General features: G+C 66.5%; 14 protein-coding genes. 4 read left to right on the top strand and 10 right to left on the bottom strand.

Annotation, left to right across the window (positions count from 1 at the left end; genetic code table 11):
• Positions 1-64: 64 nt before the first annotated feature.
• Positions 65-850 (top strand): GntR family transcriptional regulator, encoded by a 786-nt coding sequence (locus ACQR1B_RS21690; RefSeq protein ID WP_434833583.1) that lies wholly within the window; start codon positions 65-67, stop codon positions 848-850.
• A 2-nt stretch (positions 851-852) separates the two neighbouring features.
• Positions 853-2,229: an MFS transporter gene (locus tag ACQR1B_RS21685; RefSeq protein WP_434833582.1), complete on the top strand. Its 1,377-nt coding sequence runs from the start codon at positions 853-855 to the stop codon at positions 2,227-2,229.
• 103 nt (positions 2,230-2,332) lie between these two features.
• On the opposite strand, the gene ACQR1B_RS21680 is transcribed toward ACQR1B_RS21685, so the two are convergent.
• From ACQR1B_RS21680 to ACQR1B_RS21655, 6 genes are all read right to left on the bottom strand, one after another.
• Positions 2,333-3,748, bottom strand: a complete 1,416-nt coding sequence (locus ACQR1B_RS21680; protein ID WP_434833581.1) for an FAD-binding oxidoreductase — start codon at positions 3,746-3,748, stop codon at positions 2,333-2,335.
• A gap of 118 nt (positions 3,749-3,866) precedes the next feature.
• Positions 3,867-5,528 (bottom strand): nickel ABC transporter ATP-binding protein NikE, encoded by a 1,662-nt coding sequence (nikE, locus tag ACQR1B_RS21675; RefSeq protein WP_434833615.1) that lies wholly within the window; start codon positions 5,526-5,528, stop codon positions 3,867-3,869.
• A gap of 47 nt (positions 5,529-5,575) precedes the next feature.
• The gene (locus ACQR1B_RS21670; protein WP_434833580.1) at positions 5,576-6,436 is read right to left on the bottom strand and encodes an ABC transporter permease; all 861 of its coding nucleotides are present in this window, start codon (positions 6,434-6,436) and stop codon (positions 5,576-5,578) included.
• Positions 6,437-6,438: 2 nt separating this feature from the next.
• Positions 6,439-7,470: an ABC transporter permease gene (locus ACQR1B_RS21665; protein ID WP_434833579.1), complete on the bottom strand. Its 1,032-nt coding sequence runs from the start codon at positions 7,468-7,470 to the stop codon at positions 6,439-6,441.
• 286 nt (positions 7,471-7,756) lie between these two features.
• Positions 7,757-9,376: an ABC transporter substrate-binding protein gene (locus tag ACQR1B_RS21660; protein ID WP_434833578.1), complete on the bottom strand. Its 1,620-nt coding sequence runs from the start codon at positions 9,374-9,376 to the stop codon at positions 7,757-7,759.
• Positions 9,377-9,486: 110 nt separating this feature from the next.
• A complete protein-coding gene (locus ACQR1B_RS21655) occupies positions 9,487-10,902 on the bottom strand; it encodes an FAD/NAD(P)-binding protein (RefSeq protein WP_434833577.1) in 1,416 nt (471 codons plus the stop codon).
• Between the two features lie 209 nt (positions 10,903-11,111).
• On the opposite strand from ACQR1B_RS21655, the gene ACQR1B_RS21650 reads away from it, so the two are divergent.
• Positions 11,112-12,008, top strand: a complete 897-nt coding sequence (locus tag ACQR1B_RS21650; RefSeq protein WP_434833576.1) for a LysR substrate-binding domain-containing protein — start codon at positions 11,112-11,114, stop codon at positions 12,006-12,008.
• A gap of 204 nt (positions 12,009-12,212) precedes the next feature.
• On the opposite strand, the gene ACQR1B_RS21645 is transcribed toward ACQR1B_RS21650, so the two are convergent.
• The 3 genes from ACQR1B_RS21645 to hydA form a co-directional block, all read right to left on the bottom strand.
• Positions 12,213-12,974 (bottom strand): SDR family oxidoreductase, encoded by a 762-nt coding sequence (locus ACQR1B_RS21645; RefSeq protein WP_434833575.1) that lies wholly within the window; start codon positions 12,972-12,974, stop codon positions 12,213-12,215.
• A 1-nt stretch (position 12,975) separates the two neighbouring features.
• Entirely contained in the window at positions 12,976-13,947 is a 972-nt protein-coding gene (locus ACQR1B_RS21640; RefSeq protein ID WP_434833574.1) for an NAD-dependent epimerase/dehydratase family protein, read from the bottom strand.
• Between the two features lie 236 nt (positions 13,948-14,183).
• Positions 14,184-15,653, bottom strand: coding sequence for a dihydropyrimidinase (gene hydA / locus ACQR1B_RS21635; protein ID WP_434833573.1), 1,470 nt, complete (start codon positions 15,651-15,653; stop codon positions 14,184-14,186).
• A gap of 128 nt (positions 15,654-15,781) precedes the next feature.
• Between hydA and ACQR1B_RS21630 the strand changes: the two genes are divergently transcribed.
• The gene (locus tag ACQR1B_RS21630) at positions 15,782-16,441 is read left to right on the top strand and encodes an aspartate/glutamate racemase family protein (RefSeq protein WP_434833572.1); all 660 of its coding nucleotides are present in this window, start codon (positions 15,782-15,784) and stop codon (positions 16,439-16,441) included.
• 219 nt (positions 16,442-16,660) lie between these two features.
• Here the strand turns inward: ACQR1B_RS21630 and ACQR1B_RS21625 are convergent, their stop codons facing one another.
• Entirely contained in the window at positions 16,661-17,587 is a 927-nt protein-coding gene (locus ACQR1B_RS21625) for an N-carbamoyl-D-amino-acid hydrolase (protein ID WP_434833571.1), read from the bottom strand.
• Positions 17,588-17,796 lie beyond the last annotated feature (209 nt).

Below are 17,796 nucleotides of genomic sequence, written 5' to 3'. Positions count from 1 at the left end.
ATGTTTATTGCTACTCACGGCGGGCGCCGAGACGCGCGCCGGAGGAACGCAAAGAGGCAGGCAGATGGTGCGACGCAAAAGCGTTCGCGAGACCGCAAAGCCCGAGACCGAGGACGCACAGCGGCGCGGCGGCGGCAATTTGTTCGAGGCGGCCTACCTCAAGATCGAGGAGCTGCTGGTCAACTGCGCGCTGCAGCCGGGACGCTTCCTCACCGTGCAGGAGTTGCAGGATATCACCGGTTTCGGCCGCACCCCGGTGCACGCCGCCGTCAACGGGCTCGCAGCCGACACGCTGATCATCATCCGCCCTCGCCACGGCCTGCAGATCGCGCCGATCGATCTGGCGCGCGAGCGCCTGCTGCTGGCGCTGCGCCGCGACATGGAGCGCTTCGTCGTGCGTCTCGCCGCCGAACGCGCCAGTCTTTCGCATCGCAGCCAGATGCAGCAGATCGAGCGCGTGCTGAGCGAACGGCGGACCAGCCTGTCGATCGACGAGTTCAACCAGTTCGACCGCCGCATCGATGCGCTGATCCTCGCCGCCAGCGGCGAAGCGTTCCTGGTGCACACCATGCGCCCCCTGCACACGATCTATCGCCGCATCGGCTACATCTACCATCGCCTGCTGCCGGATCATGACCTCACCGGCACGGTCGACCGGCACATCGCGATCCTGAACGCCGTTGCCGGCCAGCGCGTCGGCGCCGCCGTCAAGGCCAGCGACACGCTGATCGATTTCATGGACCAGATGTTCGTCGACCTCGAAGCCGGCATCGACCCCCGCCTGCTCGACTGCAACATCGAGCCTCTGCCTCTTGCCCAAGTCAGTAAGACTTCAACACGGAAGGACTAGGAATGAGTATTGCGACTGCAACAGATCCTGTACCGCAGAAGGCGGTGATCGATAGCGCCGTGCGCTATCTGGTGCAGAACTACAGTCCGAAGGGCAACCGCGTCGGCTGGCTGATGATGGCCTCGATCCTGGTCGAGGCGTGGGACCTGTATTCGATCGCCTTCGTGCTGATCTTCGTCAAGGAGCAGTACAATCCGGGCGCGCTCGAACTCGGGCTCGCCGCCGCCGGCACGCAGGGCGGCGCGCTGATCGGCGCCCTGATCGGCGGCTGGCTGTCCGACAAGATCGGCCGCCGCTGGATGTTCCTGGGAACGATGACGATGTTCGTCGTGCTGGCGCTGGTGCAGGCCTTCGTGCCCAACATGACCTGGCTGATCGTCATTCGCTTCCTGCTCGGCGTTCCGCTCGGCAGCGACATCTCGACCGGCTACACCTACATCATGGAGTCCATGGCGAAGGGCGAACGCGAGGTCATGGGCAACCGCTGGCAGTTCATGTTCGCCGTCGGCGAGGTGCTGACCATCGGCGTGATCGTGGTCTTCCTGCTGATGCAGATCAATCACGAGACGCTGTGGCGCGTCACGTTGGGCCTCGGCGCCGTGCCGGCGCTGATCATCCTGTTGCTGCGCCACGACGTGCCGGAGACGGCGGTCTGGCTGGTGCAGCGCGGCCGTTTCAAGGAAGCCAAGGCGGTCGCCCGCCACATGTACAATGACGACCTGAAGATGCTGCCGGATCAGGACGTCGTGATTCCCGCGCCGAGCACGCGCGCCTTCATCGCCGATCTGCGCAAGGACCCGATCCGCTGGCGCGCGACGGTCTATGGCTGGATCGCCTGCTTCGCGCAGGCCTCCGAGTTCTCGACCTTCGCCTTCTATCTGCCGGTGATGTTCGCGATGGTCGGCGTCTCCAGCCTGCTCGGCAACAATCTCGTCACCATGGCCCTGTTCAGCTTTGCCGCGCTCTCAGGCTGGGTCGGCCCGCTGCTGACGCCGAAGATCGGCCATCGCGGCATCAGCATCGCCGGCTTCGGCATCGTGCTGGTCTCGCTGCTGATCGCGGCAGGTGCGCTCTACACCGACCACAAATACATCCTGCCGTTTGCAGCGGCCGGCATGTTGTGGGGCCATTATTGGGATGCCTCGAACTGCATGACCATCCCGACCATGGTGGCGCGTCCGCAATATCGCGGCACGGCGAGCGGCTTCGCCTACATGTTCGTGAAGCTGCCGTCGTTCCTGGCGATCTTCCTGTTCCCGTCGCTGTTCGCGGCGATCGGCCAGGCCAACGCGACCCTGTTCGTCGCGATCTTCCCGCTGATCGGGCTGCTCGCCGCCATCTTCATCCTGCCCGAGGTCTATGGCTACGAGGCGGATTGATCTGCGGGCGGATCCGCTGACGCGGATCCGCCCGTCGGCTCTCACTTGAGCAAACGATCGATGGCCGCCGCCGCGGCCATCACGCCGCGATCCCGGCCCCGAACTACACGTTCGGCAGCAGCTTGCCCGGATTCATCAGCCCGTACGGATCGAGCATGCGCTTGAGCTGTTGCATCAGCTCCAATTCGAGCGGCGGCTTGCACAGCGACATCTCTGACGTGCGGAGCTGGCCGATGCCGTGCTCGGCGCTGATCGAGCCGCGGCGGCGGGTGATCTCGTCGTGAACGAGGCGGGTGATGCGCGGGCCGTGGCCGTAGAACGCGTCCTCGCTGATATCGAGCGGACGCATCAGATTGTAGTGCAGATTGCCGTCGCCGAGATGGCCGAACACCATCGGCCGGATGCCGGGCAGCGCGGCGCCGACTGCCGCGTCCATCACGGCGACGAAATCGGCAATCTCCGCAACGGGCACCGCGATGTCGTGCTTGAGGGCCCTGCCCTCGCGCACCAGCGCCTCCGACACGCTCTCGCGCACCCGCCAGAATGCCTTCGCCTGCGTGCCGTCCTGCGCAACGACGGCGTCCGAGGCGAGCCCGTCCGCCATGGCTTCGGCCAGCGCGGTTTCGAGTCGGTCGGTCAGCGCGCTCTCGTCGCCGATGTCGCTGAGTTCGATCAGCACCGCGGCGTCAGGACGCGCTGCAAATGGCAGCCGCGTATCAGGCATCTGGCGCAGGATCATCTCCAGCGTCGCCGAGGTCAGGAACTCGAATGCGGTGAGACGATCGCCGCAATGCGCGCGCGACAGCCGCAGCAGCTTCAGCGCAGCCGCCGCGTCGGCGACCGCCACGAAGGCGGTGGCGCGCGCTGTCGGCTGCGGAAACAATTTCAGCACGGCGCCGGTGATGATGCCGAGCGTTCCCTCCGAGCCGATGAAGAGATCGCGCAGCGCATAGCCGGTGTTGTCCTTGCGAAGGCTGCGCAGGCCGTCCCAGATGCGGCCGTCCGGCAGCACCACTTCGAGGCCGAGCGTGAGCTCGCGCATCACGCCATAACGCAGCACGGCGACGCCGCCCGCATTGGCGGCGAGATTGCCGCCGACGGTGCAACTGCCTTCGGAGCCCAGGCTGAGTGGAAACAGCAGGCCGGCCTCGCGCGCGGCATCCTGCACCTTCGCCAGCACGACGCCGGCCTCGACCACGATGGTGTGGCCGATCGCATCGACCGCGCGGATGCGGTTCATGCGCGTCAGCGACAGCACGATCACCTGGCCGCGCGCATCGGGCGTGGCGCCGCCGGACAGGCTGGTGTGGCCGCCCTGCGGCACCACCGCAATGCGGGCCGCGGCGCAAGCCGCCATCACGGCTGCCACCTGCTCGGTAGCCCCGGGGCGCACCACGGCGATCGCCGCGCCCTGATACTTGCCGAGCCAGTCACGCAGGTACGGCGCCTGGTCCTCAGGTGCGATCAGGACGTGAGGGGCGCCGACGATGCCCTGCAGCGTGGAGATCAGCTTGGTCATGGCGCGCACACGGACCTTCGAACGTAGCGTTGTTGCGAGGTTGGAAAACTAACAGTCCGGGCGGTGCCGGCCCCAATACCAAGTTGTCCGCCGTCCATAATCATTTGTTATGGGTGGCTCAGGCCGGCGCCAGCGCCGCCGGCGGGGCGATGTGCGGCACAGCATCGACCAGTTCGCGGGTGTAGTCGGTCTGCGGGTTGGCGAACAGGGCCCGGCTGTCGCCCTGCTCGACGATCGCGCCCGTGCGCAGCACGATGGTGCGGTCGCACATCATGCGCACGACGTTGAGATCGTGGCTGACGAACAGGAAGGCGAGGTTGTCCTCGCGCCTGAGCTTGTTGAGAAGCTGCAGCACCACGGCCTGCACGGAGACGTCGAGCGCCGCGGTCGGCTCGTCCAGCACCAGCAGCCGCGGCTTGCAGGCGATGGCACGCGCGATGCCGACGCGCGCCTTCTGCCCGCCGGAGAGCTGATGCGGGAAACGCTGCAACAGCTCGCGCGGCAGCCCGACGCGATCGGCGCATTCCTCGACCCGCTGGCGCAGCGCGTCGCCCGATCGCATCTTCATCAGCCGCAACAAGGGATGAGCGATGCAGTCGAACGCGGTGTAGCGCGGATTGAGACTGTCGTTCGGATCCTGGAAGACGATCTGGATATCCTTGCGCAGCTCGGAACGGTGAAAATCGCGCGCCGGAATCTGGCCGATCGCCTGGCCGTCGAACAGGATCTCGCCCTCGCTCGGATCGATCAGCCGGCAGATCATGCGCGAGGTCGTGCTCTTGCCCGAGCCGCTCTCGCCGACGAGGCCGACGCTCTCGCCACCGCGCATCGTCATCGAGAAATCGGCGACGCCGAGCGTGCCGTCGTCGAAGCGCTTGGCGATGGTCTTGACGTCGAGCAGCAGCGGCGTGCCGTGCGGCGGAGGCGGCAGCGCGGTCACCTCGACCAGCGGAATTCTGTCGCCATCCGGCACCAGATCCTCGATCCGGGAGGTCGCCGTCGGCGAGGCCGCGACCAGTCGCTTGGTGTAAGGGTGCTGCGGCCGGTGGAACAGCGTCAGCGGCGCGGCTTCCTCGACCAGCCTGCCCTGCTCCATCACCACGACGCGCGCGCAGTAGCGCGCAGCAAGGCCCAGATCATGCGTGATCAGGATCGTCGCCATGCCGCGGTCGGCGGCGATCCTGGCGAGCAGGTCCATCACCACCTTCTGCGTCGTGACGTCGAGGCCGGTGGTCGGCTCGTCGGCGATGAGCAGCGACGGATTGCAGGAGATCGCGACCGCGATCATCACGCGCTGGCACATGCCGCCGGAGAGTTCGTGCGGATAGGCGGACATGCGCCGCTCGGGATCGCGGATCTGCACGGCGCGCAGCAGATCCAGGGCTTCGGCGAGGGCTTCCTGCCGCGACAGCCGGCGATGCGCGAGAATGGCATCCGCGACTTGCTGGCCGACGGTGCGAATCGGGTTCAGCGCCGCGCGCGGGTTCTGGAAGATCATGGACATGGCAGCGCCGTGCAGGCTGCGCAGATCGGCGCCGCCGGCGCGGGTGATGTCCTGGCCCTTGAAGCGGATCTGGCCGGCCGTGATGCGGCCGGCCTTGTCGAGCAGATGGGTGATGGCGAAGCCGGTGACCGATTTGCCCGAGCCGCTCTCGCCGACCAGCCCGAGCATCTCGCCGGGCTGCAGCGACAGCGACACGCCGCGCACCGCCTCGACAGGGCCGCGTCGGGTCGAGAACGTCACCTCGAGGTTTTCGACTTCGAGCAGTGGCGCGCTCACGTCCTCATCCTCGAATGCGCCACGCTGATCGATTTTGAGATCCACCATCACGTTCGCATCCGGGGGTCGAGGATGTCGCGCAGACCGTCGCCGAGCAAATTGAAGCACAGCACGGCAAACATCAGCGCGAAACCGGGAAACGCCACCAGCCACCAGCGTCCCGTCGAGATGAAGCGCGCGCCCTCCGCAACCATGATGCCCCATTCCGGCGTCGGCGGCTTGACGCCGAGGCCGATGAAGGACAGGCCCGCCGCGTTGAGAATGGCCCAGCCGAGATTGAGCGACATCTGCACCGCCATCGCCGGCAGCACGTTCGGCAGCAGGAAGCGCATCACGACCGCGACATGGCTCTCGCCGCAGGCGCGTGCCGCCTCGACCCAGCCGAGATTGCGGCGGATGTTCACTTCCGCGCGCGCGAAGCGGATGTAGAACGGCAGATTGATGATCGCGGTCGCGATCACGATGTTCTCGACCCGGTTGCCGAGCGCGGCGACCATCGCCATCGCGAGCACGAACAGCGGGAACGCCATCAGCACGTCGACGAAACGGCCGACCGTCTTGTCGAGTCGCCCGCCGGCATAGCCGCACAGCGCACCGATCATCGAGCCGAGCGCAAACGACACCGCGACCGCCGACACCGCGATCGTGAGGTCCAGCCGGCTCGCGACGATCAGACGGCTGAGCACGTCGCGGCCGAGCTGGTCGGTGCCCGCCCAATGCGCGGCGCTCGGCGGCTGCAGCGCCGCAGAGACCTCGGACGCGACAGGATCGTAAGGCGCGAGCCACGGCGCAAATATCGCGATCAGCGCCAGCAGCAGCGCGCCACCGGCCGCGACCGCGGTGACCGGATTGCCGCGCAGCACGAAGGCGGTGTGGCGCAAGGTTGATGAGGTTTCGATCGTGCTCATGCTCACGCCACCGTCGCCCGGGGATCGGCGATGCCGTAGAGCACGTCGACCAGGAGATTGACGATCACGAAGATCGTCGCCATCAGCAGCACGAAGCCCTGCACCGGCGCGTAGTCCGAGACCAAGAGCGCATCGAGCGCATAGGAGGCGACGCCGGGCCAGGAGAACACCTTCTCCACCAGCACATTGGCGCCGAGCATGGTCGAGAACACGATGCCGGCGATGGTGATGACGGGAAGGATCGCATTCCTCAGGGCATAGATGACGACGATGCGCCACCACGACAGCCCGACCGAGCGCGCGGTGCGGACGAAGTCGCTGCCGAGCGATACCAGCATCGAGGCGCGGGTGATGCGTGCCAGCGGGGCGATGACGAACAGCGCCATCGTCAGCGCCGGGAGCATCAGCTGCCGCGCCGCCGCCCACCAGCCGTCGAGATCGCCGGCCAGAAGGAAATCGATGATCAGGAAGCCCGTACGCTGTGGCGGCAGCGTCGCGAAGATGTCGATGCGGCCCGTCGGGTCAGGCGCCAGGCCGAACAGATAATAGAACACGTAGATCAGCAGCAGACCGGACACGAAGGTCGGTACGCACACGCCGAGCGAGCAGAACAGCCGCACGCCATGGTCGACCAGCGAGCCCGGCCTCAGTGCTGCGAGCACGCCGAGCGGGACTGCCGAGACGAGGGCAATGAGCAGCGCCGTCAGCGTCAACTCGAGCGAGGCCGGCAGCCGTTCCCTGAGATCCTTGGCGACTGCCTGCCCGGTCATCATGGAGCGCCCGAGATTTCCACGGCCGACGTCGTAGAGATAGATCGCAAGCTGGTTCGGCAGCGGCTTGTCGAGCCCGAGTTGCCGGCGGATCACCTCGATCTCCTCCTTGCCGGCATTGGGGCCGGAGGCGAAAAACACCGCCGGATCGCCCGGCAGCACGCGCATCAGCAGGAAGGTGAAGACCAGAACACCGAACAGCGCCGGCAGCGACGAGACGAAGCGTCGTCCCGCCCGCACCAAGGTAGCGCCGATCGTGCCCATGTCTCTTGGTTCTCCCAACTCAATCGATTGTCAAGGACGCGGCGCCTGCCGCGATCCACAGCTTTCGCCACCCGGGTCCCGTGGTGGTTTGATACTCCGTCATGCCCGGGCTCGTCCCGGGCATCCACGTCCTTCCGAGTGTGCCGAACCGCGTGGATGGCCGGGACAAGCCCGGCCATGACGACCGGAGCAAAGCAAGAGCAAGTTTCCGTTCATCAGCGGCATTGCTCTGTCCTTGCCCGAAGCTTATCGCCGAACCAGATCGACGCGATGCACTTTAGTCATCCTACTTCCGGCTGAGGTTACGATAATCGACCTGCCGCGTGAACTGGTAGACGTAGCCGTCCACCGTCGGCTGCATTACCGCGTCCTGCGCCGCCTGCCAGATCGGGATCTGGAACATCTGGTCGAAATGGATCGCGTTGAGCGCCTTGCCCTCGGCCTCGTATTTCGCCTTGTCGGCCTCGAAACGCGCCTCCTGGGCGATCTTCTCCAGTTCGGCATTGTCGGTCGAGGAGTAGTTCCAGCGCTGCTTGCCGGTGTAGAAGTTGCGGTAGAAATAGTCGGTCGACGGCAGCCAGGCGACGATGCCCTCGATGAAGAACGGCAGCTTCTTCTCGTTGATCGCGGTCGACATCTGTGCATCCGGCAGCTTCTGGATATCGACCTTGATGCCGATCTTGCCGAGCGATTCCTTGACGAGCGCGGCCATCGGCTCGGCGGTCGCAGCCTGGCCGACGTTGAAGCTGAACGTCGTGGAGAACCCGTCCGGCATGCCGGCGTCCTTCAGATAGGCCTTCGCCTTCTCAAGATCGAGCTTGATCGGCTGCGGGATCGGATACCCGCCGCTCGGCGGCTTGCCGTCGGCCCAGGTCGCGCCGTAGAGCGGCGCGCCGCGGCCGAACAAGGCGGCCTTGAACATGTCGTCATAGGGCAACGCATAGGCAATGGCGCGACGCACATTGACGTTGTCGAACGGCGGAATGGTGTTGTTCATCGAGATGAAGGTCACCGCATTGTATTGCGGCGTCGAGATCACCTTCAGCTTGCCCTTGCCTTCGAGCGACTGCACGTCGCTGGCCTGCAGGTCGATGACGAGATCGGCGTCGCCGCGCTCGACGAGGTTGGCGCGTGTCGCCGGCTCCGGCACCGACTGGATGATCAGCCGCTTGAACGCCGCCGGCTTGTCCGGCGTGCCGCGGTTCCAGGCCTCGTTGCGCTTGGCGATCACCTGCTCGCCAGGCTTGAAGGTATCGACGATATAGGCGCCGCTGCCGGCCGCGTTCTCCTTGGTCCAGTTCAGCGCCCACGGATCGTCAGCGGTGGCATGCGCCTTGGCGAGCTTGGAGTTGATGATGATCGGATAGACGGTCGCGAGGTTCGGCAGCGCCAGCTTGTCCGGCTTCGGCAAGGTGACTTCGATGGTCAGGGGATCGATCACCTTGAACTGATCGGCCGACGTCAGCGAGCCCGTCAGCAACTGTGCCTTGCCGAGGATCGGCGCGGTGACGCAGCGGTCGAGCGACCATTTGACATCCTCGGCGGTGACCGGCGAGCCGTCCTGGAACTTGGCATCGGGGCGCAGCTTGAAGGTGATCTTCAGGCCGTCGGCGCTGACGGAGTAGGATTCGGCGAGTTCGCCGGTGATCGTGTCGAGATCGAACACCCACTTACCATTGAGCTGCTTGCGGCCGAACGACACCAGCCGGTCGTAGCTCGACATCGACAGCGCGAAGGCTTCGCGCGTCGAGCCCGGAATGTTCGGATCGAGCGTGTTGACGGTCGCGCCGGTGACATAGCGCAACGTCTCCGAGCGGCTCTGCGCATGCGCCGCCGGCGCCGCGAGTGTCACCGCAAGCAACGCGGTCGCCGCGAACAACGAACGTTTGGACATTTCGAAACTCATCGCCCTTGTTCCCTCATCAGTCTCAAAATCCGGGACTAAAAACATCTACCGCAGTCACCGACACGACCGGCTCATCTGCTGCACGCGCATGGTTCACGCGCAGCAGCAAATCACGTGCCACGACGAACCTCGGCCTGTCTCACATCATAGGCCTGGAAGTTGGCCCAATGCTTGTCGATATCAGCCGTGAACAATCCACGCGTCAGTCCATGCACGAGTTTCGGCACCGCCGTCGTCATCGCGTTGATGGATGATCCCGATGCGCCGAAGCTCATCGTCGAGGCGATGGCGAAGACATGGATATCGCGGATCCACGGCGTCTCGCCTGCCTTGCGCTCTGATAGCGCGTAGTCGTCGGAGAGGTAGGGGAAGGCACCGAGCCGATCGTTGCGCTCGCTCTCATCCGGCGTGTAGCGGTCCGACCAGCGTGCGATGTTCATCGCGAAGCGCTGCAGTTCGGGCCGCTTGGTGAAGTCCATCGAGATGCCGGTCGCGCTGATCACGAAATCCGCCGTGATCTCGCCTTTCGCCGTCTGCAGCACGACGCCGTCGGCGGTCTCGCGCGCGGCGATCAAGGGCGCTCCTTCATGCAGATGGAACGCAGTGTGGCGGGCGCAGCGATCATAGGTGTGCTGCGGAAAGCCTTCGCGCAGCCCCAGGACCGCGTTCATGAAGCGCCAGCGCCAGGCATCATCGAGCTCGGAGAAGTGCCGCAGGAAGCCGCGGAAGGTCAGCCAGCGATACGGCTGGATCAACTGGATTTCCGCGCGACGGCACAACAGATCGACGCTGTCAGCACCGGCCTCGAGCGCAACGGCCGCGTTGTCGAAGGCAGAGGCGCCGGCGCCGATCACGGCGACGCGGCGGCCGCGCAAGCTTTCGAACTCAATCTCGGCGCCCGAATGCGCGCAACGCGTCGCGGGCAGATGGCGCAGCGGTTCCGGGATGCTCCAATCGCCCATGCCTTCCTGGCCGGTCGCGAGCACGATCTTGCGCGCATAGAGCGCGGTCTCGCCGTCCTTGCCGCGCACCGTCGCCTTGAGCAGTCCATCGGCGGCCGGGGCGATGTCGACGACCTCGCAGCCGTTGCGCATGGGAAGGTCGAGCACTTCGCGGTACCAGGCGAGATAGTCTGCCCAATATTCGCGCGGGATCAGGTTAAGATCGCGCCAACTGTCGCTGCCGAACTTCGCTTCGTGCCATGCCTGATAGGTCAGGCAGGGAATGTCGAGATCGGGTCCGGTGAAATCCTTCGGGCTGCGCAGGGTCGGCATGCGCGCATAGGTCATCCACGGCCCTTCGCGGCCTTCCTCAGCCTTGTCGAGGACGAGGATGTTGCTGACACGCGAGCGCAGCAGCGCGAACGCCGTCGCAAGACCCGACTGGCCGCCGCCGACGATCAGCACGTCGAGCGCAGCCCGGCCGTCTGGACCGGTCACGGGCGTCAACCATGGCATGGTGGGATGCGCGATTTTCGCAAGATCGCTGCGAACCTGGGCCGTCAGTGCGGCGAGACCGTCGCTCATGCCGGCCACCGAATGAAACACGCGCCATCGCGCGCGACACGCTTGCTGTCGCTCACGCTTTCTCCATCAGTCAGTTCACCCGGCCGACGAAGCTTAGCAAAGCGGACCTCAAGCCTTCCATACCGATTTGTCCGCTGCCCATAACAGCTTGTTATGGGATGGGTCTCCGGCGTACAGTCTGGTGGCATTGCAGCGAGACAAGAGGTCGCATGCCGCTCAATCTGCGCCAGATCGAGGTCTTCCGCGCCATCATGATCACCGGTTCGATCAGCGGCGCCGCGCGGCTGTTGTCGGTGTCTCAGCCTGCCATCAGCCGGCTGCTCGCCTATACCGAGGATGGCCTGAAGTTGAAGCTGTTCGAGCGCATCAGCGGCCGGGTGCAGCCGACACCGGAAGCGAAGCGGCTGTTTGCCGAAGTCGAGCACGTGCATCGTGGCGTCGCGCGCATCAACGATCTCGCCGAAGAGTTGCGCGCCGGCGGCACCGGCACGATCCGCGTCGTGGCGAGCCCGAGCGCGGGACACGGCATGGTGCCCGAGGCGCTGGCGCGGCTGCGCAGCCGCTTTCCCGACCTGCGCGTCGAGTTCGAATCGCTGACCTTGCTGGAGATCGTCAACCGCGTCGGCACCGCGCGCGCCGATCTCGGCATCACCGTGCTGCCGGTCGACGAGCCGACGGTGGCGATGGAGACGATCGCGGAAGGCGCGCTGCATGTGATCATGCCGGCCGATCATGCGCTGGCGAAACTGCGCAGCATCAGGCCGAAGGACATGACACCCTATCCGCTGGTCGGCTTCGGCCCGCAGACGCCTTATGGCCACATCGTCGCGCAGGCCCTGGCCGGCGGCCCGGAGCCGGCGATGATCGTGCGATACACGCCCGATGCCTGCGCCATGGTCCGCGCCGGTGCGGGACTTGCCGTGGTCGACGAGTTCGTGCTGCGCGGCCGCGCCTGGCCCGACCTCGCCGCACGGCCGCTCGCGCCGAAGACGCCGATGCGCGCCCATCTCCTGACCCCGCGCTTCGAGCCCCTCTCCCGCAACGCCGCGGCGTTGGCGGATATCTTGCGCGGGCGAGATCGGAAGGCAACGGCAACGAAGCGATGAGTTGCCGAGCCATCGCCGCGACGACGGTGCGCTCCCTCTCCCCGTTCTTACAGGGAGAGGGTTGGGGTGAGGGGCAGCCACGCGCACCGACCGTGCGGAGAGTCCCCCTCACCCCGACCCTCTCCCCGCAAGCGGGGCGAGGGAGTGCACCGCGATCGCAGCGCGAGCCCGACTCAAACGATCAGAGCGGAATTCACCCAGTCTCTACGTCGCCAGCCAGCCGCCATCTACGGGCAGAACGATTCCCGTCGTGAACGACGCCTCGTCGCTGGCCAGGAACAGCGCGGCGGCAGCGACCTCATCGGCTTCACCAAAACGCTTCATGGCGTGGCGCAGGCGCGAGGCCTCGCGCACCGGCTCGGGGTCGGCGTGGCGGGCAAAGCTCCGGCGCAGCAGCGGCGTGTCGATCGCGCCCGGCGCCAGCGCATTGACGCGGATGCCGTCGGTGGCGAAGTCGACCGCCATGGTGCGGGTGAGGCTGATGATCGCGCCCTTGGCGGCGATGTAGGCGCTGTTGCCCTTGCCACCGGCGACCGCGAGTTGCGAGGCCACGGTGATGATCGAACCATTCTGTTGACGCTGCATGATTGGCACGGCGTGCTTGGCCCACAGCCAGGTGCCGCCGACATTGGCGCGGAACACGGCGTCCCAATCGGCGGGATCGGTGGTGACGACGTTGCCGCCGCAGGAGAAGCCGGCCGCGGTCATCAGCACGTCGAGCCGGCCGCGCGCGGCGACGACGCTCTCGATGGTCGCCTTGGCAAAGTCGGCGTCGCCGACATCGCCGACATGCACGCTGCCGTCACTGCCCGCGTCGCGCACCAGCGCCAGCGTCTCCTCGGCACCCGCGGCATCGCGATCGACCAGCGCGAGGACCCCGCCTTCGCGCGCGAACGTCACGGCGCTGGCGCGGCCGATGCCCGAGCCGCCGCCGGTGATGACCGCGACCTTGCCTGCGAGCCTCATCTCAGTCTCTCCCGTATTGATCGAACCAGTGGCCGAAATGCGCGGCCGACGCGGCGCAGTCGAACCGCGCGCGCCAGCCGAACTCGTCGGCCAGCCGCGTCGTCGAGAGACGGCCACGGACCGGCGCAAACACCGGCACCGTCGGCGCCTCGCCGGGCTCCGCGAGCCGGCACGTGAATCCGGCCCGGCCGCTCGCGAACGCGCGGCCCCAGGCTTCGGCGGTGAAGGTCGCGGCATTGGAGATGTTGTAGAGCGCGTGCTGCGGCTTCTCGGCCTCGAGCAGCAGGCAGACGGCATCGGCGACGTCGACCGCATAGACCCAGTCCTTGTCGCCGGGCTCGTTCAGCAACGCGGGTTCGCCGCGTGCGCAGCAGGCCGCGATCAGCGCCTGCGGCGAGGGCGTGTCGCGCACGCCGCCGCCGCGCTCGAACGGGCCGAACACCGCCGACAGCCGCACGCTGATGACATCGGTGTTCCAGAGGTCCGACAGCCGCGCGGCGACACGCTCGGAGGTGAATTTCGTGATCGCATACAGCGACACCGGCTCGCACGGCGTCGTCTCCTCCAGCACGGCAAAGCGCTGGCCGCTGGCGCCGTAGGATGCCGCGGACGACAGATTGATCACGCGCCTGACACCGCTGCGCCGCGCGGCCTGCAGGATCGGCACCTGGGCCAGCAGATTGACCGCGAGGATGCGCGCCGGATCGGATGCGTCACGGTCGGGCCCCGCAGTGATCGCCGCGCCGAGTACGACAGCGTCGCAGCCGCCGGCGACGGCGGCGGCAACGGCCGTTTCATCGGTGACATCGCCGATGATCACACGCAGCCGCTCGCCATGAGCAGCGAACGCCCGCTGCGCCGCGGTGGGCAAAGATGCCGCATCGAACACCGTCACGGTGTGCCCACGCTCGAGCAACCCTTGCATGATGTTGAGCCCGACAAAGCCCGCGCCACCGAAGATCAGGACATGCATGGGAAACGCCTCTGCATCAGGGCCCCATGGTTCGAGACGGCTGCTGACGCAGCCTCCTCACCATGAGGGGAAAAAGCCGACGGCGGCACTGCACACCGGACCATGAACATGCCGAGAGGCGTGTTCATGGAGAGGAAAACCACCTCGCGCGCCGCAAGGCTCGCTCGTCCTCCTCATGCTGAGGAGGGCGCGAAGCGCCCGTCTCGAAGCACGAGGCCACGCTGTCGCCATTCCGATCACAGCAGCGTCGCGCCAAAATTCTGCTCGGGGTCCATGTCCGGCACCAGCCGGCCGGTCGGCTTTGCCGCCTCGCCACCGCTGCGGGCGAGGAACTGCCCGGAGCCGGGCTGCGCCGAGAGCTTGCCGCCATCGACGATGACGCGGCCGCGCGACAGCACGGTCACGGGCCAGCCCTGCACGCTGCGGCCGGCGAACGGCGTGTAGCCGGCGAGATCGTGCATGTCGGCATCGCTGATGGTGACGCGCTTGTCCGGATCCCACAGCGCGATATCCGCATCGGCGCCGATCGCGATCGCGCCCTTCTTGGGATGCAGATTGTAGACTTTGGCCGGCGCCGTCGCCGTCAGCTCGACGAACTTGTTGAGGCCGAGCCGGCCTTTCGTCACCATTGCGTCGAACAGCAGCGGCAGGCGCAGCTCGAGTCCCGGCAGGCCGTTGGCGATCTGCTTGAAGTTCGGGTTGGGGCCGGCGCGCAGCTTGCCGGTCTCGTCGAAGCGATACGGCGCGTGGTCCGAGGAGATCGTCTGCAGATCGCCGAGCGACAGCGCCTGCCACAGCGCCTCCTGGTCCGGCGCGCGGCGCGGCGGCGGACTGCACATCCACTTCGCGCCCTCGATGCCCGGCTTGTCGAGATCCTCGGCCGTCATGAACAGATATTGCGGGCAGGTTTCCGCAAACACCTTCAGCCCCTGCCCGCGCGCATCGCGGATCACCTTGGCGCCCTCGGCGGTCGAGACGTGGAAGATCATGATCGGCTGGTCGACCAGCGCCGCCATGCCGATCAGGCGGTTGAACGCCTCGGCCTCGGAGAAGCGCGCGTGGCTGATGGCGTGATATTTCGGCGCGGTGTAGCCGCGCGCGAGCAGCCGCTTCACCATCCAGGAGATGATGCCGTGGTTCTCGGCATGCGCGCACAGCATCGCGCCGCCCTCGCGCGCGGCGACGAGGATGTCGAGCAGCGGCTCGTCGTCGATCTTGAGCCGGTCATAGGTCATGAAGATCTTGATCGAGCCGTGGCCCTGCCGGATCAGCGCCGGCAGATCGCGCTCCAGCGTTTCCTTGGTGGGATCGGCGATGATCATGTGGAACGCGTAGTCGATGACGGCGCCCTCGCGCGCCAGCGCGTGATACTCCTCGACCACCTGCGGCAGCTGCATCCCGACATGCTGCGCGGCGAAGGAGATCACTGATGTGGTGCCGCCGAACGCCGCCGAGGTGGTGGCGCTCTCGAAGGTGTCGGCGTTGACGATGCCGGCCGCCGAGAGCTGCTCGATATGGCAATGGCTGTCGACCCCGCCGGGCAGCACTAACTTACCACGCGCATCGATCTCGCGCTTCGCGGGCCCGAGCCCGCGGCCGATCGCCGCGATGGTCTCGCCCGAGATGGCGACATCAGCCTCGAACGTGTCGGTGGTGGTGGCGACGCGCCCTCCCCGGATGATCAGGTCATAGGCCGGCTCGGTCATCGCGATCTCCTAGTTCTGCCAGATGGAACGGCGCGGGCGCAGAATGGCATCATCAGCCCCATTGCGTCAGCCGTGGCATAGTGGTTGCCTGTCGGGCGCCGTCAACACTGAAGAAGCAGGTAGCTCCCATGTCCCGCCCGCGCATCACCGTGATCAACCCGAACTCCAACCAGGTGGTGACCGACGGCCTGGCTGCGGCGTTGCGACCGCTGATGTTCGCCGAGGGACCTGAGATCGTCTGCGAGACCTTGAAGGAAGGCCCCTATGGCGTCGAGAGCCAGAAGGATGCCGACAGCGTTGCGCTACCACTGCGCCGTTTCGTCGAGGGCGACAACGCCTCGAGCGCGTTCGTCATCGCCTGCTACAGCGATCCCGGCCTGCATGTCTGCCGCGAGGCGACGACGCGTCCGGTGCTCGGCATCGCCGAATGCGGCGTGCTGACCGCGCTGACCCGTGCCGACACGTTCGGCGTGCTCGCCATCGCGCAGCGTTCGATCCGCCGCCACATCCGCTATCTGCGCCAGATGGGCCTGATGGACCGGCTCGCCGCCGAGCGTCCGCTCGACATGACCGTGGCGGAGACGGCGTCCGGCGAAGGCACCTTGGCGAAGATGATCGCGGTCGGCCGCGCGCTGAAGGACGAGGATGGCGCCGGCGCCATCGTGATGGGCTGCGCCGGCATGGCGCGACATCGCAAGGGTCTGGAGGACGCGCTGGGGATTCCGGTGATCGATCCGACCCAGGCCGCGGTGACCATGGCGCTGGGCGCGGTGGCGTTTGCCAACTAATCGTCTGGTTGTTGGCGCACGCTCGCGCGACCTGCTGGCTTCACCTCGCCCCGCTTGGTCGGATTGCATCGAAGATGCAATCCGGGTGAGGGGGACTCTCCGCGCGGCCGGTGCGCGTGGCTGCCCCTCACCCCAACCCTCTCCCCGTGAAGAACGGGGAGAGGGAGCGCAGCGAGCTCTGGGTCACGGCGCCACCTGCAACTGATGCCCTAGCACGCCTCACTCCGGCGGCACCGCCCCCGTGCGGCTGGTGATCAGCCCGTAATGCTCGACGCGCCGGTGCCTGGCGAAGTCGAAGATCGTTTGCTTGCCGAACCTGGTCGCATCGAGATCGCACGGCACCACCAGCACCTCGTCGCCCTCGGTCTTGGCTTCGGCGACGATCTCGCCATCGGGATTGACGATGAGGCTGCCGCCGATCAGATGATGGCCGTCCTCGTCACCGGCCTTGGCCACTGCGACCACCCAGCACGAGTTTTGATAGGCGCCGGCCTGCGCCGACAGGCGGTTGTGGAACAGCCGCTGCTGCAGGCCCTCCGCTGATTTCAATGAATTCACCGACGGCGTGTTGTAGCCGATCAGCACCAGCTCGACGTCCTGCAGCCCCATCACGCGATAGGTCTCCGGCCAGCGGCGGTCGTTGCAGATCGCCATGCCGATGATGCCGCCGAGATTGCGCCATACGGGAAAGCCGAGATCGCCCGGCTCGAAATAGCGCTTCTCCAGATGCTGATGGCTGCGCGCGGGCTCGAACTCCTCGTGACCCGGCAGATGCACCTTGCGGTACTTACCAACGATGTTGCTGGCGCGGTCGGTGAGGATGGCGGTGTTGTAGTGATGTCCGTCGGAGGTCAGCTCGGCATAGCCGAGATACATCGCCATGTCATGCTGCGCGGCGCGCTCGAACAGCGGCCGCACCGCGGCGTTAGGCATCTCGCGCTCGAACCACGTATCGACCTCGTTCCGATCCTCCATGTACCAGCGCGGAAAGAACGTCGTCAGCGCCAGCTCCGGATAGACGATGAGATCGGCCCCCTTGCGCTTGGCCTCATCCAGCAGCGCGATCATGCGCGCCACGACGACCTCGCGGCTGTCGACCCGCTGGATCGGCCCCATCTGGGCGGCGGCAACGTTGATGATGCGCATGGTGCAGCTCCACGATCAGTTCGTATATGCGCCCTCTCCCCTTGTGGGAGAGGGCATGTTTGACGGCTCAGCAAGCTCGGTTGGGTGAGGGGTCTTTCTCCACGAGCGACGCTCGCCGAAAGAGACCCCTCACCCAACCGCGCACGCGGATGGGCCGTACATGCCCTCTCCCACAAGGGGAGAGGGCGCTGTATGACACAGGGGTGGAC

Origin of the sequence: Bradyrhizobium oligotrophicum, from assembly GCF_051168495.1 — a bacterium.
GTDB classification, from domain to species: Bacteria; Pseudomonadota; Alphaproteobacteria; order Rhizobiales; family Xanthobacteraceae; genus Bradyrhizobium; species Bradyrhizobium oligotrophicum_A.
The sequence above is the reverse complement of the archived record's forward strand: the minus strand, read 5'-3'. Positions and strand labels throughout refer to the sequence as shown.